The sequence below is a fragment of the Clostridium lentum genome (assembly GCF_014287815.1).
In the GTDB taxonomy this organism is placed as follows: domain Bacteria; phylum Bacillota; class Clostridia; order Clostridiales; family Clostridiaceae; genus Clostridium; species Clostridium lentum.
On sequence record NZ_JACOOQ010000001.1, the window covers coordinates 110,094 to 126,505 of the forward strand.

The 16,412-nt window shown below is 30.0% G+C and carries 15 protein-coding genes; all 15 read left to right on the forward strand.

Translation table 11 applies throughout. The features are described from left to right. Positions 1 to 15 precede the first annotated feature (15 nt). The 15 genes from H8R92_RS00495 to H8R92_RS00565 all read left to right on the forward strand — a co-directional run bounded on the left by H8R92_RS00495 (position 16) and on the right by H8R92_RS00565 (position 16,410). The gene (locus H8R92_RS00495) at positions 16 to 1,374 is read left to right on the forward strand and encodes a vWA domain-containing protein (RefSeq protein WP_186834384.1); all 1,359 of its coding nucleotides are present in this window, start codon (positions 16 to 18) and stop codon (positions 1,372 to 1,374) included. An 18-nt stretch (positions 1,375 to 1,392) separates the two neighbouring features. Next, on the forward strand, positions 1,393 to 1,899 hold the full coding sequence (locus tag H8R92_RS00500) for an FHA domain-containing protein (RefSeq protein ID WP_186834385.1): 507 nt from the start codon (positions 1,393 to 1,395) through the stop codon (positions 1,897 to 1,899). Between the two features lie 11 nt (positions 1,900 to 1,910). Then, on the forward strand, positions 1,911 to 3,047 hold the full coding sequence (locus H8R92_RS00505) for a serine/threonine protein kinase (RefSeq protein WP_186834386.1): 1,137 nt from the start codon (positions 1,911 to 1,913) through the stop codon (positions 3,045 to 3,047). After that, on the forward strand, positions 3,044 to 4,123 hold the full coding sequence (locus tag H8R92_RS00510) for a serine/threonine-protein kinase (RefSeq protein ID WP_022212223.1): 1,080 nt from the start codon (positions 3,044 to 3,046) through the stop codon (positions 4,121 to 4,123). Before H8R92_RS00505 ends, H8R92_RS00510 begins: the two co-directional genes overlap by 4 nt. A 30-nt stretch (positions 4,124 to 4,153) precedes the next feature. Beyond that, complete coding sequence (locus H8R92_RS00515) at positions 4,154 to 4,858, forward strand: hypothetical protein (RefSeq protein WP_186834387.1); 705 nt, start codon at positions 4,154 to 4,156, stop codon at positions 4,856 to 4,858. Positions 4,859 to 5,141: 283 nt separating this feature from the next. Further along, positions 5,142 to 6,737, forward strand: a complete 1,596-nt coding sequence (locus H8R92_RS00520) for a peptide chain release factor 3 (protein ID WP_022212221.1) — start codon at positions 5,142 to 5,144, stop codon at positions 6,735 to 6,737. A 342-nt stretch (positions 6,738 to 7,079) separates the two neighbouring features. Beyond that, on the forward strand, positions 7,080 to 9,014 hold the full coding sequence (locus H8R92_RS00525) for a polysaccharide biosynthesis protein (protein WP_186834388.1): 1,935 nt from the start codon (positions 7,080 to 7,082) through the stop codon (positions 9,012 to 9,014). Positions 9,015 to 9,045: 31 nt separating this feature from the next. Then, entirely contained in the window at positions 9,046 to 10,185 is a 1,140-nt protein-coding gene (locus H8R92_RS00530; RefSeq protein WP_186834389.1) for an aminotransferase class I/II-fold pyridoxal phosphate-dependent enzyme, read from the forward strand. A 36-nt stretch (positions 10,186 to 10,221) separates the two neighbouring features. Further along, positions 10,222 to 10,827: a sugar transferase gene (locus H8R92_RS00535; protein ID WP_186834510.1), complete on the forward strand. Its 606-nt coding sequence runs from the start codon at positions 10,222 to 10,224 to the stop codon at positions 10,825 to 10,827. Positions 10,828 to 10,853: 26 nt separating this feature from the next. Beyond that, on the forward strand, positions 10,854 to 11,558 hold the full coding sequence (locus tag H8R92_RS00540) for a YveK family protein (protein ID WP_186834390.1): 705 nt from the start codon (positions 10,854 to 10,856) through the stop codon (positions 11,556 to 11,558). Then, entirely contained in the window at positions 11,542 to 12,240 is a 699-nt protein-coding gene (locus tag H8R92_RS00545; protein WP_186834391.1) for a CpsD/CapB family tyrosine-protein kinase, read from the forward strand. Before H8R92_RS00540 ends, H8R92_RS00545 begins: the two co-directional genes overlap by 17 nt. Before the next feature lie 24 nt (positions 12,241 to 12,264). Then, entirely contained in the window at positions 12,265 to 12,939 is a 675-nt protein-coding gene (locus H8R92_RS00550) for an acetyltransferase (protein ID WP_186834392.1), read from the forward strand. Continuing rightward, on the forward strand, positions 12,908 to 14,065 hold the full coding sequence (locus tag H8R92_RS00555) for a glycosyltransferase family 4 protein (protein ID WP_186834393.1): 1,158 nt from the start codon (positions 12,908 to 12,910) through the stop codon (positions 14,063 to 14,065). The genes H8R92_RS00550 and H8R92_RS00555 overlap by 32 nt, the downstream gene beginning before the upstream one ends. After that, positions 14,058 to 15,140, forward strand: a complete 1,083-nt coding sequence (locus H8R92_RS00560; protein WP_243175327.1) for a glycosyltransferase family 4 protein — start codon at positions 14,058 to 14,060, stop codon at positions 15,138 to 15,140. The genes H8R92_RS00555 and H8R92_RS00560 overlap by 8 nt, the downstream gene beginning before the upstream one ends. 22 nt (positions 15,141 to 15,162) lie before the next feature. Continuing rightward, a complete protein-coding gene (locus H8R92_RS00565) occupies positions 15,163 to 16,410 on the forward strand; it encodes a hypothetical protein (RefSeq protein ID WP_186834394.1) in 1,248 nt (415 codons plus the stop codon). Positions 16,411 to 16,412: the final 2 nt, after the last annotated feature.

The following is a 16,412-nucleotide window of genomic DNA, read 5'->3' on the forward strand; positions in this document are numbered from 1 at the left end:
CATGGAGGGGACTAAATGCAAGATTTAGTAATAAAGACTGGAGCTAATATTCCATATTTGCTTTCAGATAATGAAGAGAAAAATATCATTGTAAGGGTTGGAGTACAGCCTAGCGATGAAATAAGAAAAGACTTTATGGAAAAAGAAAAAGTAAATTCAGGGGTAGATTTATGTTTAGTGTTAGATGTTAGTGTATCCATGACAGATGTTATAGAACAAGATAATGTTGAGTATGGTAGTAGGTTTGAAGTAGCTAAAAAAGCAGTGGAAAGTTTAATAAAAAATAGCAGTGAAGAAGATAACTTAAGTTTAATAACTTATAATGATTTACCAACAGTAGTATTTAAAAATATCAGCGGCAGAAATAAAGATTTTATGTTAACAGAATTAAATAAGGTAACTGTATCAGGTAATACAAATATTTCAGCAGCCATAAGAGAAGCAAGGATATTAATGAAGGAAGAAACCAGCGATAAGGTAAAGAAGATAATTTTTGTTACTGATGGTATTCCCACCTGTGATACTGAAGAAGATGGCATTAGAGAAGCTGAATATTTAGGTGATGATAGTATTTCACTAGATTGTCTTGGTGTAGGAAATAAAGATATCAAGTTTTCCTTCCTAGAGAAGCTTTCAATACCTAGCAATGGTAGAACAGATATCATTTCCAATGGGGAAGAAGCTGTGAAGATATTCCATAATTTATTTGATAAATCAAAACAAGTAATCATGACTAATGTAAAACTTAGACTTACTGAGATAAGTCCTCTTGTAAGAATTACTGATCATTATAGAGGGACTCCAGAAAAAAAGTATTTAGGTAAGGCCAAGATTTCTTCTGATAGAGAATATGTCATTAATATAGGTCAGATAGAAAAAGATCAGCTTTATAACTTCTATTTTAATGTAACGGTATCCAGTAGAGTTAACTTAAAGGGACCTTTTAATATCATGAAGACTGCTGTGGAATATTGTATACCGGATATGTATGGTGATAAGGTAAAGACCAATGCCAACGTAGTGGTGGTGGAATTTGGTACAGATAGTAGAAGAAGCAGATATAGAGTTGGTGATATTGAGAGAAATTTTAAGATGGTAGAAATCAAGCGATATGAAGATGAAATTGAAGAGGATTCTAAAGATGGTAATGATGCTAGGGTAATAAATAATCTTCAAAGAATCATAGGCATTTGTGAATACTTGAAAAATGAAGAGCTTATTACTGGTTATAAAGGAATATTAGAAAAGTATCGTGAAGAAAAGAAGCTTGATATGTCCAAGATGAATGAAAATAGAAATACCAGTACCAAGATAGGTGATGATGGGCTTATTAATCTGCCTCTAGACATAGAATCAATTTTTGAAGACCAATAATGGGAGGGAGCAAGATAAATGGAAAAAAAAATATGCATAAAGAATTCCTGTGGTAAGATTTATACTCCGGAAAATGATGAAGAATATGAAACAAGAACATGTTGTGGAATATGTGGTGCGCCAGTGGAAGTAGATTTAGGAGATTATCCTTATGAAATAGTGGAAGAAGAAAGAATCGTTAAAAAAATAGAATCTCTTCCAGGAGAAGGACCAAGGATTCTTATCTATAAAGGAAGAGAAATTGCTGAAGTAGTTAATCTTGAATATGATGAAACTATCATAGGACGACAAAGTATTAACTCAATACCTGATATAGACATGACTAGTATAGATGAAGATAGAAATGTCAGTAGGCAGCATGCCATGATTTATAAGGAAGATGGTAACTTTTATTTAAGAAAGCTTTCAGCTTCCAATGCATTGCATGTTAATACTGAACCAGTAATAGATGAAGATGTTAAATTAAATGATGGAGATATGATAGTATTAAGCAGGAAATATGGATTACAATTTATAGCACAGTAGGTGATGTATTTATGTGGAAGTGTTGTAGATCACTTAATAGAAATTTTCAAGAGTTTACCATTGAATGTGGTGAAAAGGATGAAACGTTAAAAGCTCCAATAATCATTGGAGAAGGAAGATATGAAATCAAGGATATAAAATCTGCTGATGGAGGCTTTGGTATAGTATATAAGGCTATTGATAAAAAGCTTAATAATAGGAATGTACTTATAAAAGCCAGAAGGTATGATAATATTCCAGGACTATTTAGTTATGCTTACGACAAATCAAGAGATGATGAAATAAGGGATATGAGAGAAGAAATATCCTTTGAAATAAAATGTCTTAAGGCATTTAAAAATAGTGGTGAAAGCAGGATGCCTAACATAAATGATGTGGTCTACGATTACTGTCCAGAAATTCATGGACCACATATAGATGTGGATGGTGTCAGGTTTTATTGTGAAGATGAAGAAATATATAATAATGAACCATATATAGTTATGCAGATGATAGATGGAGAAAACTTAGGACATTATGTTAATATGGGATTTAATTATGTAATGAATGATAGGAATTATACTAATATCAGGCGTTGGGAAAATGATGTTATGGAATATGCCCTGGAGCTTACCACTATCCTCTCCAATTTTCACCAGCGACATAAATCAAAAATTTATCCTAAATATAATAAACAATACTTTATTTATCAAGATTTAAAACCTGATAATATTATCATCACCAGCAGGCTTTTTATTACACTCCTTGATTTTGGTTCAATGAACCTTGTGTTAGAAAATGATGAAGAAGAAGTCATCAGCAATATAAAGGGAGCAGGTATACCAGGAGCAGGAACTTTTGGTTATAAACCACCGGAATTTAGAAGTGGTAGTGCATCTTTAGCTAAGCTAGATGAAAGAGCTGATATATATACCTTAGGTGCAACTCTTTATCATTTATTAAGATGTAAGCCTTTAACAGAAGAATTAAAAACAGAAGATACCATAATTCCCATAGAAAGATTGATGGATATGGGGTATTTAGATGAAACAGCCAGCCTTGTGAAGAAATGCACTGAATATAGTAAGGAAGATAGATATAAGAATGTAATGGAAGTGAGGACTGAAATTCTCAAGAACATGGAATTAATAAGGAGAAATATGCTATGACCATGGAAAATATAAATGAAAGATGGAAGATATTATCCTTAGAAGAAATTGAAGAACGATGCAAGGGAAATTTTAATTGGGTAAAGGAGGTGGAAGAGAGAACAGATACTCTTACCAAGATAAATATGGCATATGATCAATCGGTGAAAAGGCTTGTGATAGCAAAGAGTACATGCTATAGAGAAAAGGACTTAAAGGAAGGGCGCATAGAAGAAAGAAGAGAATATTTAATGCAACAATTAAATATCTTAAATGATATTTCATCAATGCTTTTGCCAGAGCCCTTAGATTGGTTTAAGACCATAAATGATGAATTGGAAGATGAATATAGCTTCAGTGAGCCTATCTTAATTTTAGATTATATACCAGGTATAGATTTAAGAAGTAAAATCAGAGAAAAGGTATTTACTGATGAATTCGGTAAGGTACAGGTTAATAGGATAATAAAGCTTTGTCGTAAGATATTAGCATTTTTAAAGGTATTGGAAGAGAAAGGCTATGGTGTAGTAGGATTAAGTGATGAGCATATCGTCATTCTCAATGATGATGTACCTAGGTTTGTAGGCTTAAGTCACATATGTAAGATGAGGGAAGGGTACCTGGATATAGGACATTTAAATTTTGAAAGAACCATTTATGGATATTCAGCGCCAGAACTTAATGATTACAATAGTAATGCTCGTTTTAATATAAGAGGAAGGCAAGTGGGAGCTTTTTCCCTTGGAGTGCTAATGCATCAAATAATCTGTAGCAGATATAAGTTTGCGTCCAGTGATATAAAGGGAGGAGCCTTTGTTTATCCCAATGCAACCACAGGAGATTTTATTATAGATGTTAATAATAAAAGTTATAAGGGGAAGCTTCTTCATATGCTTATAACAGATTTATGCAGACATGAAGTCAGTGAAAGGTTAATTGATTATGATGAAATTGAAAGGCGCCTTATGGAAATAGAAGAAGCAGACGATGGTGATATTTATAGAGTAAAGCCTATAAGAAACAGTACAATTCACATTCATCGCCAAAATAAGAAGGGATTTTTAGATAAGTTAAAGGAGATTTTAGGATTAAATTAATAAATTATTTGTGTATAAGGAAGTGACAGAGTGGAAGAAAAATTGGAATTAAAGTTTGCACAAATAGATAAAAGTGGAGCCATAAACTTTACTGATAAATGGATATTATCAGAATATAACAACGGGGCTTTCTTTTTAACTAAGGATAATAAGTCATTGGTTGGTAGACGTATAATAATGATAGATGATAATGAAGAGGAAATATGGACATCAAAAATAATGTATATGGACAATGTATTTTTTGATAGCAATAAGATTAAGTATAATTGTTTATCATCTAATGCCATTAATATTAAAAATATACCTAATATAAATAAAATCTATCGTGTATATGTGGAAGGTACAGAACTATATACTAATTTGTCCATAGAAATAGCAACTGATGAAGAGGAAATTGTTCTTAATGAAGAAGTAAATGGTCAGGAAAAATCCATTTGTGATTATTTAAAAGGAGCCATTGCTAATTTGCAAAATGAAAGCAAGTATACCTTTTTTCACAATAAATCCAGTGTGAACTTTGTTAGATTTGCTCATAATAAATTTCAGTTTTTAGCAGTAGATAAGGATAACGGCAATATATGGCTAGAAGTGAAATATAAGACACCAGCAGAAGAGGAAGCTTTAAGGGAAGCAGTAAGAAAGATTAAAAATGAATTTAAAGAAATAAATCTAGTTGAAGTCAGCAAGGACGAAGAAAAGTTTGCTTCCATTGCAGAAATTATAGTTAAAAATTAAATGGAGGATGTCGCATTAAGAATAAGTACTACAATATATTGTGTTGATTTTTATTTTTTAAAACAATATATTGTGTATAAAATTTTTAGTGCGACAGCCCCTTTTAGTTAAAGAGGTGGAGATGGAATTATAAATAAACTTGAATAAAAGACATACATGAATTACAATAGACTAGGAATATCTATAATAACGAATTATAGATTATCAATGATGAATTAAAGAAAAAACTCCAGCGATAGCGGAGTTTAGGTAATTATAGATTAAAATTTAGGAGGATGACAAATTGGCAGATTACATAAATGAGATTAAGAAAAGAAGAACCTTTGCAATCATATCTCACCCTGATGCTGGTAAGACAACATTAACAGAAAAGTTCCTATTATACGGAGGAGCAATTAGGCTTGCAGGTTCTGTAAAAGCAAGAAAGGCATCAACACATGCTGTTTCAGACTGGATGGAAATAGAAAAACAAAGAGGGATTTCTGTCACATCATCAGTAATGCAGTTTAACTACTCAGGACACTGCATCAACATATTAGATACTCCAGGACATCAAGACTTCTCTGAAGATACATATAGAACTCTTATGGCTGCTGACTCTGCAGTAATGGTTGTAGATGCTGCTAAAGGGGTGGAAGATCAAACAAGAAAGTTATTCCATGTATGCTCATTAAGAGAGATGCCAATCTTCACTTTCATCAATAAGATGGATAGAGAAGCACAAGATCCATTCCAATTACTTGAGGATATTGAAAGCGAACTTGGAATCAAGACATATCCAATGAATTGGCCAATAGGTTCAGGTAAGGAATTTAAAGGTGTTTATGACAGAAAGAATGAAAGAATCATAGCTTTCAATGGTGGTAATCATGGTGCTACAGAAGTTGAGGCAATAGAAGGTTCTGTAGATGATGAAAGATTTAGAGAAATCTTAGGATCAGCACTTCATGATAAGTTAATGGAAGATATTGAACTTCTTGATATAGCTGGTGATGAATTTGATGTGGAAAAAGTAAGAACAGGAGAATTAACTCCAGTATTCTTTGGGTCTGCCTTAACTAATTTTGGAGTTGAGCCATTCTTAGAAAACTTCTTAGAAATGACTACATCACCACTTCCAAGACAATCAAACATTGGAGAAATAGATGTATTTGATGAAAATTTCTCAGCTTTTGTATTTAAGATACAAGCTAATATGAACAAAGCTCATAGAGATAGAATTGCTTTCATGAGAATATGTTCAGGTAAATTCCAAAAAGGATTAGAAGTTTTCCATATGCAAGGTGGTAAGAAAGTTAAACTTGCTCAACCACAACAATTCATGGCACAAGATAGAGAAATAGTAGAAGAAGCATATGCAGGAGATATTATTGGGGTATTTGATCCAGGTATATTCTCAATTGGAGATACATTATGTATGCCTTCAAAGAAATTCAAGTTTGAAGGAATCCCAACATTTGCACCAGAACACTTTGCCAGAGTTAGACCAGTGGATACTATGAAGAGAAAACAATTCGTTAAGGGTGTTACACAAATAGCACAAGAAGGTGCAATTCAAGTATTTAGAGAAAATCATGTTGGTATGGAAGAAATTATCGTTGGAGTTGTAGGGGTACTACAATTTGAAGTTCTTGAATATAGACTAAAGAGTGAATATAACGTTGAAATTAAGATGGATAGACTTCCATTTAGATATGTAAGATGGATAGAAAATAATGACATAGATATAGATAAGTTAAACTTAACTTCCGATGCTAAGAAGGTAAAAGACTTTAAGGATAGAAACATATTAATATTCCAAAATGATTGGGGTATCAATTGGGCTCTGGAACATAATAAAGGTTTAATACTTTCAGGTGTAGGAAAAAGTGATGAATAATTAAATTAAATAAAGTAATATTAAAAAAAGACATCAAATTTGAGTAAATTTGATGTCTTTTTGTTATGTTGAATTTTATATTAATTAAAATTTTTAATATAAATAAAAATAAAATAGTATTAAAAAAATAATAGAAAGATTAATATTTCCAAAAATAGAAAAAAATATAATGTTGAAAGAAAGAAGTTTATATCATAAATTTTAGAACGAAACTTTATGTTTATATATTAAAAGAGTGTTATACTTAATTAGGTATTAATGTTAAATAATGGGCAAGTAATTTTATTAAAAATACTTTATTGAAGTTAATGAAGAAAGAATATGAAATGAGGAGGGAAGCTAATGATAAGCAATGTACTAACAAAATATGTATTAAAAAATAGGAAGGCTAAAGTTGGAATTTTACTTTTATTAGATTTTTTTTTAATAATATTCTCATATTTTTTATCTTATATATTTAGATTTTATTTAGAGTATATGACTTTTAATGAAATAATAACATATTTTATTGGAAATTTTAATAGGATAATTTTAGCAACTATAATATATATTACAGTATTAGCAATATTTAAGCAGTATAATAGCATTTGGTCTTTAGCAGGAGTTTCAGAATTAAGCAAAGGAATTATTGCAGTTACAGTAGCTTATGTATTAAATGCTATATTATCATTAGTGTCAACAAACAGAATACCAATTATGGTAACTACTTTATCAGCAATATTTATTATGGTTTCTTGTAATGGTCTTAGATTAAGTTGGAGAATATTAAGACGAGCAATTATTTTTAATACAACCATTAAAAATAAAAACTTTAAAAGAGTATTAGTTATTGGAGCAGGTTCAGCAGGGGCTTTAGTAGTAAGAGAATTAAGCAAAAGACCAGAACTAAAAAAGAGAGTTGTGGGAATTATTGATGATGATAAACAGAAGCTAGGAACTTATATAGATGGAATAAGAATATTAGGCAATAGATATGATATAAAGCAAATAGTTTATGAAAAGGATGTTGAAGAAGTAGTAATTGCTATTGCTAATTTAGAAAAAAAGACATTAAAAGAATTAATTAATGAATGTAAAGAATTAAAAGTTCAAGTTAAAATAATGCCAGGTCTTAATGAGATGATAGATGGTAAATTTTCTATTGATAGCATTAGAGATGTGGATGTTAATGATTTATTAGGTAGAGAAACTGTGAAACTTGATTACAGTGGAATAGCTGATTATTTGCAAGAAAAAATAGTATTAGTAACTGGTGGGGGAGGTTCTATAGGTTCAGAGTTGTGCCGTCAAATAGTAAGATTCAATCCAAAACAACTTATTATATTAGATATTTATGAAAATAATGCTTATGAAATTCAAATGGAGTTAAAAAGAAATTATCCAGAGCTTAACTTAGTAACTCTTATAGGCTCTGTAAGAGATAAAGTAAGATTAGAGCATGTATTTAATCAGTATAAGCCTCAAGTTGTTTTCCATGCAGCAGCTCATAAGCATGTGCCGTTAATGGAAGATAGTCCATGTGAAGCTATTAAAAATAATGTTATGGGCACATTGAATGTAGCAGAAGCAGCAAGTAAATACAATGTTGAAAGGTTTGTTCTAATATCAACAGATAAAGCAGTAAACCCAACAAATGTTATGGGAGCCAGCAAGAGACTTTGTGAAATGATAATACAAGCAATTAATAAAGAAAGTAAAACTGATTTTGTGGCAGTTAGGTTTGGCAATGTATTAGGTTCCAATGGATCAGTGGTTCCGTTATTTAAAAAGCAAATTGCTAAGGGAGGACCTGTTACCCTTACTCATAAAGAAATAACAAGATTTTTTATGACTATTCCAGAAGCAGCACAGCTTGTACTGCAAGCCGGTGTTTATGCAAAAGGTGGAGAAATATTTGTTCTTGATATGGGAGAACCAGTTAAGATATATGACTTAGCGAAAAACTTAATTAAGCTTTCAGGTTTTGAACCTAATAAGGATATTGAAATAGAAGTAACAGGGTTAAGGCCAGGTGAAAAATTATATGAAGAACTTCTTATGGATGAAGAGGGATTAAAGAATACAGCTCACGAAAAGATTTTTATTGGTAAGCCAGGATACTTTAATTTAGTAAAATTGAAAAAAGCTATTTCAAGATTAATGTATATTTCAAGTAAAAACGATATGGTGGAGTTGAGAAATACATTAAAAAGTATAGTACCAACTTACAAGGAAAATATAGAAGAATCAACAAGTATGGCAAAGGAAGAAATAGCAGCAACTACAACTTTCAAGTGATAAATAATTATGATAATAAGAGGTGTTTAGTATGAGTAGTGAGAGGATATTTTTAGCATCACCACATATGGGAGGATTAGAAAGGGAGTTTGTTAAGGAAGCTTTTGATACAAATTGGATTGCGCCATTAGGGCCAAATGTGAATGAGTTTGAAAAAGAACTATCAGAATATGTAGGAGTTAAATCAGCAGCTGCTTTAAGTTCAGGTACCAGTGCTATTCATTTAGCAGTGAAGCTTTTAGGTATAACAAAAGGAGATTATGTTCTTTGTTCAGCTTTAACATTTTGTGCAAGCTGTAATCCTATAGTATATGAAGGTGGAATTCCAGTATTTATAGATTCAGAGCCAGAAAGCTTTAATATGTCACCAAAAGCTTTAAAAAAGGCCTTGGAAGATTTAAAAGTAAAAGGAATAACTCCAAAGGTAGCAATTGTTGTTAACCTTTATGGTAATAGTGCAAATATAGAAGCCATTAAGGAGTTATGTGATTCGTATAATGTAAAAATTATTGAAGATGCAGCAGAAAGTTTAGGTTCTACTTATAAAGGTAAGATGAGTGGAACTTTTGGAGATATAGGAATATATTCTTTTAATGGTAATAAGATAATTACTACATCTGGAGGAGGAGCTTTGGTATCAAATAATGATGAGTATGTGAAAAAAGCTAGATTTTTATCAACACAAGCTAAAGAAGCTATGCCTTATTATGAACATAAAGGAATAGGTTATAACTATAGAATGAGTAATGTAGTGGCAGGAATAGGTCGTGGTCAATTAAGAGTATTAGACAGAAGAGTAAAAGAGAAAAACCATATTTTTGAAACATACAAGGAAGCATTTAAAGAAATTGATGATATAAAGATGATGCCAATAACAGAAGGGTGTACAAGCAATCAATGGTTATCAGTAATAACATTAAAGGAAGAAAGTAAAGTTAAGCCAACAGATATAATTGAAGCTTTAGAAAAAGAAAATATAGAATCAAGACGTATTTGGAAGCCAATGAACTTACAACCTATATATAAGGACAATATGTTTTATAGTCACAATGAAAGCGGTATAAGCGTTGGAGAAGATATATTTAATAGGGGTGTGTGTCTTCCATCTGACACTAAGATGAACAATGATGATTTAAAAAGAGTTATTGAAATAATTAAAAATCTTTTTTAATTAATATAAAAGAGGTGAATTGATATTAAAGGGAATATTTTATATGAAATTGCTAAAAGGTTTTTAGATATTATTATTTCATTGACAGCCTTAGTAGTTTTATCACCTATATTAATTATAGTAGCAATTCTTGTTTATTTTAATTTAGGAAGTCCTGTATTTTTTGTGCAAGAGAGAGTTGGTAAAGATAATAAGGTATTTAAAATGATTAAATTTAGATCAATGAAAGATAGTAAAGATAAAAACGGCAATTATTTAAGTGATGAAGAAAGATTAACTCCTTTTGGAGCTAAACTTAGAAGTTTAAGCGTAGATGAACTTCCAGAGCTTATTAATATATTAAAGGGAGATATGAGTATTGTTGGGCCAAGACCTCTTTTAACACAATACTTATCTTTATATAGTGAAGAGCAAAGTAAAAGACATGATGTAAGACCAGGATTAACAGGTTGGGCGCAAATCAATGGCAGAAACTCAATTACTTGGACTGAAAAATTTAATTTAGATGTTTGGTATGTAAAAAATAGAAATCTTTTACTAGATTTAAAGATAATATTTTTAACTATGAAGAAGGTAATTATTAAAGAAGGTATTAATCAAGAAAATAATGCTACAATGGAGTATTTCAATGGAAGCAACTAATAGATAAAATGCTAGGAGGAAATTAAATGGAAGAGAATTTAATTAGTATAAGTGAAATATTAAGAAGCTTCAAGAAAAGATTATGGATAATTATTCTTATAACATTAATTACCACAATTTTAGGTTTTAGTAGGACAATAGGTATTGGACCATCTTATTCAGGTTTTATGAAAGTATTAATAAGTACTAGTGAAAAAGAAATGGATTATTATTCTGAAGATCAAATTGAGTATTATAGTAATTTTTGCAAAATATTTATTGAAATTATAAAGGCTGGAGATTACTTAGAAAAACCACTTAAAAGAAATCATGTTGAAACAAAATATGAAACTGTAAAAAATAATATAGGAATTACTCCAGGAGCAAATGCACCTATATTTACAATTTCATATAGTGGTGGAAATAAAGAGGAGGTAGAGAAAATTATAGATACTATTTATGATTGTTTAATTAGTGAATTAAAAGAAATTCAACCTGATGTAAAGTCAAAAATAGTTTCTGATATAAATGTAAGTACTATATATCCAAATAAAAAGAAACCTATAATATTAGGTTTTGCTATAGGGTTAATTTTTTCAAGTGGAATAGTTATGGTCTTAATATATTTAGATGGAAGTGTGAAAAATAGAAAGCAATTAGAAAAGATAACAGGTTTACCTATATTAGGAATAATACCTACACACGAAAAAGAGTTTGAAAGGGTGGTAAGAAAAAATGTTCATAGTAGATAAATTGCCCAAATCAATTACAGCAGAAAGTTATAGATCCCTTAGAACCAATATTCAGTATTCATCTATTGATAAGCAAGTAAAAACATTAGTAGTGACAAGTTCTAATGCTGGAGAAGGCAAATCAACAGTTGCTGGTAATTTAGCTTATACATTTTTTCAAAATGGGAAGAGAGTATTGATAATAGATTGTGATTTAAGAAAGCCATCTCTTCATAGAAAATTTAATGTTTCCAATGAAGAAGGGTTAACAGATGTTTTAGTTGGTACATCTAAATTAAATAATGTAATGAAAAAGATAGATGATAATTTATATCTGCTTACCACAGGAACTTTACCACCAAATCCTGCAGAAATTATAGGATCAAATACTATGGAGAACTTTTTAGAGCAATGTAAAATTAATTTTGATTATATAATTTTAGATACTCCACCAATATTACCAGTAACAGATTCGAAGCTATTGGCAATAAAGGCAGATGCTACAGTAGTTGTTGTACGATCTGAAATAAGTAAATCAAAACATGTATCACAAGCTTTTAAAGAGTTAGAGAAGGTAAATGCTAATATTATAGGAACGATTTTAAATGATGTAGAAATGTATTCAGAAAAATTATATTATGATTACTCAAATAAAAGTAAGAAAAGTAAATTTATAAATTTAAGAAATGTAATAAAGATTTAAACAAATTATAAGGTAGCGGTTGTTATGAAAAATATAGTTATTGTTGGAGCAGGAGGCGTAGGTCGAGAAGTTTCTTTGATAATACAACAGATAAATAGGTTAGAGCCAACTTGGAACTTGATTGGATATATAGATGATAATCCAGAAAATTGGGGTAATGTTGTAAATGGATATGCAGTTTTAGGTGGAATTGATTCTCTTACTATGATGTGTAAAGATACTTATGTGATAATTGCTATTGCTAATTATGAGGTTAAAAAGAGAATTGTAACAAAATTAAATAATAAATTTAAGTTTGCTACAATTGTACATCCAAAGGTCTTGATACATGATTATATGGAAATTGGTGAGGGATGCATAGTTTATGAAGGTGTTATTATAACTGCTAATGTATCCATAGGAAATCACGTGATAATAAGTCCAAAATGTGGAGTAGGTCATGATACCATAATAGAAAATTATGTATCTCTTTTATGGAATGTAAATATATCAGGTAATGACAGAATTGGAGAAGGAGTCATGTTTGGATCAGGGTCTACAATAATTCAAGGGAAAAATGTAGGTATGGCAGCGATAATAGGTGCAGGAGCAGTAGTAACAAAAGATATACCAGCAGGAGCTACAGTAGTAGGAATCCCTGCTAAAGTAATAAAATTAGGAGGAGTTAATGAAGAAAGTATTATATGTAACAACAGTTAGTAGGACAATCAATGCATTTCTTGTTCCTCACATTGAAATGTTATTAAAAGAAGGCTATGAAGTGCAGTGTGCTTGCTCTATAGATAAGCCTATCAATAAAGGACTGCTAGAAAAGGGAGTAAAGATATACGATATTCCTTTTTCTAGAAATCCTTTGGGTTTAGGAAACATAAGAGCTTTTAACAATCTTGTTAAGATACAAAAAAGAGAGAAGTTTGATATAGTTCATGTGCATACACCTATAGCATCTATATATGGAAGATTATTAAAGCTAAGGTTTAACAATTTAAAGACAATTTATACAGCTCATGGATATCATTTTTTAAAAGGTGGTTCAAAGTTAGGATGGATAATGTATTATCCCATAGAAAAAATAATGGCCAAGCTTACAGATACTACTATTAATATTAATTCTGAAGATTATGAAATAACTAAAAATAAGTTAAAGCCAAAGAATTGTTATTTATTAAATGGCGTAGGTTTAGATTTAAATCAATATAAGAAATTATCTCAGAAAGAAATATTAAGCAAGAAAAAGGAGCTTGGGCTAAAAGAAAATGATTTTGTTGTTTTGATGATAGCGGAACTTAATGAAAATAAAAATCAAGTACAACTTATTGAAGCAATGGAAGTTTTAAAGGATACATATCCTGAAATAAAAGCCATATGTGTAGGTGAAGGAGATAAACTTTCAGAACTACAAAGTGAAGTTAAAAATAGAGGGCTTGAAGGTAAAGTTAATTTCCTAGGATTTAGAAATGATATTAATGAACTTATTAATATATGTAATATAGGGGTACTTCTTTCATATAGAGAAGGTTTGCCAAGAAACTTAATGGAGCTTATGGCCTGTGGTAAAAAAGTAATTGCTACTAATATAAGAGGCTGTAGAGATATTGTGGTAGATGAAACCGTTGGTGAGATAGTGGAAGTAGGAGACTATGAAGCTACAGCAAAAGCTATAGAAAATCAGTATTTATATGGAGATAATCAATTTATAATTTCAAAAGAAATTGAAAAGTATGATGTTAAGACCATTAACGAAGGATTAAGGCTTATATATAAGGAATTAGAAGAAGGAGGTTATTATCATAAAGAAGGTTATGCATATTCTGCCAATGAATAAAATGAGCGGAGCAGAAAAAATGGCATTATTAATGTGCAGCAATTTTAAAAAGTATGAACCAATAGTTGTTTGTGGTGGAGAAAGTTTAAAGAAGGCTTTTGATGATAAAGGTATAGATACATATACATTAAGCTTTAGTAAAAAAAATTTATTAAAGACTTTAAAAAAATTAAAGTCTTTAATTAAGGAAAAAAATATAGAAATACTTCACTGCCATGATAATACAGCATCATTATATGGATATATATTAAAAGGAATATATAGAGTAGATGTAAAAGTAATTTCACATATTCATAATTGTTATCCATGGATAAAGGAAGATGGAATTAATAAGAAGATAGATAGTATTTTTAGACCTAAATATGATTTTAATATTACATGCGGCAGTCGAGTATATGATTTTTATGATAAATATGCACCATATTTTAATAAGAATAAAACAGAAAGTCTTTCTAATGCAATGGATATAGAAGATATTACAAATATTAGTTTTAATGATATTGAAAATGTCAGAAAGGAATTTAATATTCCAAGAGATAAGAAAATTTTGGGTTTTATAGGAAGATTATCAGAACAAAAAGGAATAGTACCATTTATTAATGAGTTTGCTAAGAATAAAAAAAGATTTGAAGATTGTAAGGTTCTTTTAGTAGGAAATGGTGAACAGCAAGAGCAAGTTAATGATCTTATTAGGAAATTAGGTATCAATGATATGTTTATTCTTACTGGCTTTCAAGAAGATATTTATAAATTTTATCCTCTAATAGATGTGCTGTTTTTACCATCAATATATGAAGGCTTGCCAATGGTATTATTAGAAGGCATGGCCTTTAAGAAAGCAGTTATATCAATGGATGTTGGAAGCATTAATGAGTTAGTGACAAATGAAACAGGATTATTAATACAAGCAGGGAATTATAAAGAGTTTATAGATAAGTTAGAAAAAATTAAGAGCAATGAGGATATTGCAAAAAGATATGCATTAAACGGATATAAATTTGTACAGAAAAAATACAATATAAAATGTTATGTGAAAAATATAGAAAGCATATATGATAATGTTTTAAATGGCTAAGTGATAAGTAAGGAGGAAACCAATGAGAATATATTTGTTATTTTCAATGATGGAAGCATTTATAAGTTTAATGTTAAAGGATGTAGTTGATAGCTACACATTAACTGTACTTTGGATGTTTATAAATTCCTTTGTTCTTATTGGATGGTTTTATCATAAATCTAAGGATACCACCATGTTTATGTTTTTACTTATAGGCTTTTTACTTAGATTATTAATGATGATTTATGATACTAATGTATCAAGATTACCATTTAACACTGGTGATGCATATAAATTTGATGAAATGGCAAGGCTCACGGCTGCAGCACTGCCAGAACAGCTTTTAGAGCACTTTACAGGTTTTTATTCTCAATTTTTAGGGGTTGTTTACTATATTTTTGGAGAGTACAACTTCTTTGGACATTTTATAAATATATCATTTATCATGCTAGCAGCGACAAAGCTTATTGATATAGCTGATTTGTTAGAATTTAAGACTAGAAATGAAAAGCTATTAATTGCATTATGGCTTTTCATGCCTATACCTATGCTTATGGGATATGCACTATTGAGAGAAGCATCAATGTATTATTTTATAGTTCAATCTATTTACTTTTTCCTTAAATGGTTTGAAAAATATAACTATATATATGCAGTACTCGCCATACTAATGGGACTTATGGGAGGAAAATATCATAGTGGTGTTAGTGTTATTGTTGTTCCATATATTTATTATTTTATTTTTTATAGTCGTAAAAAGAAAAAAATTAGCTTTAATATATTTAATAAGCTTATAATTGCAGCGGGAATAGTTGTAGCACTTCTTGTATTACAAAGTGCAGGTGATGAAATATATGGTAAGGCTACAGCAGATACAGGAGGAGGTTCCGCTTACTTAACTAATATAGAAATGGATAGTCCAATAGACTTAATAATTTGGGGACCTGTTAAGGAAATATTTTTATTATTTTCACCTATGCCATGGCTTGTAAGAGGGGGATTGGATATAGCAACATTAATGTTTGACTCTACTATATTTGTTTTCGGTATGTATTTAATGGCACGGTATTTTAGAACCATGGAAAGTAAGGTCAAAGCTTTAGTTTTAGTATTGTTGCTTGGTGGTTTTGTTTTTGGACTTGGAAGTCTTAATACTGGTACAGCTATGAGACATAGAAATAAGTTTACTTCATTAGTATTAGTAAGCGGTATATATGTCATAGATAAAAATAAAAAGGTAAGTGATAATATTGAAAATTTTGTCAAGAATATTTTGTATAAGTTTTAATT

Excerpts from the sequence above, each read along its gene's own strand:
- H8R92_RS00495 (WP_186834384.1), top strand. The coding sequence starts at position 16 with ATGCAAGATTTAGTAATAAAGACTGGAGCTAATATTCCATATTTGCTT.
- H8R92_RS00500 (WP_186834385.1), top strand. The coding sequence starts at position 1,393 with ATGGAAAAAAAAATATGCATAAAGAATTCCTGTGGTAAGATTTATACT.
- H8R92_RS00505 (WP_186834386.1), top strand. The coding sequence starts at position 1,911 with ATGTGGAAGTGTTGTAGATCACTTAATAGAAATTTTCAAGAGTTTACC.
- H8R92_RS00510 (WP_022212223.1), top strand. The coding sequence starts at position 3,044 with ATGACCATGGAAAATATAAATGAAAGATGGAAGATATTATCCTTAGAA.
- H8R92_RS00525 (WP_186834388.1), top strand. The coding sequence starts at position 7,080 with ATGATAAGCAATGTACTAACAAAATATGTATTAAAAAATAGGAAGGCT.
- H8R92_RS00530 (WP_186834389.1), top strand. The coding sequence starts at position 9,046 with ATGAGTAGTGAGAGGATATTTTTAGCATCACCACATATGGGAGGATTA.
- H8R92_RS00540 (WP_186834390.1), top strand. The coding sequence starts at position 10,854 with ATGGAAGAGAATTTAATTAGTATAAGTGAAATATTAAGAAGCTTCAAG.
- H8R92_RS00545 (WP_186834391.1), top strand. The coding sequence starts at position 11,542 with ATGTTCATAGTAGATAAATTGCCCAAATCAATTACAGCAGAAAGTTAT.
- H8R92_RS00550 (WP_186834392.1), top strand. The coding sequence starts at position 12,265 with ATGAAAAATATAGTTATTGTTGGAGCAGGAGGCGTAGGTCGAGAAGTT.
- H8R92_RS00555 (WP_186834393.1), top strand. The coding sequence starts at position 12,908 with ATGAAGAAAGTATTATATGTAACAACAGTTAGTAGGACAATCAATGCA.
- H8R92_RS00560 (WP_243175327.1), top strand. The coding sequence starts at position 14,058 with ATGAATAAAATGAGCGGAGCAGAAAAAATGGCATTATTAATGTGCAGC.
- H8R92_RS00565 (WP_186834394.1), top strand. The coding sequence starts at position 15,163 with ATGAGAATATATTTGTTATTTTCAATGATGGAAGCATTTATAAGTTTA.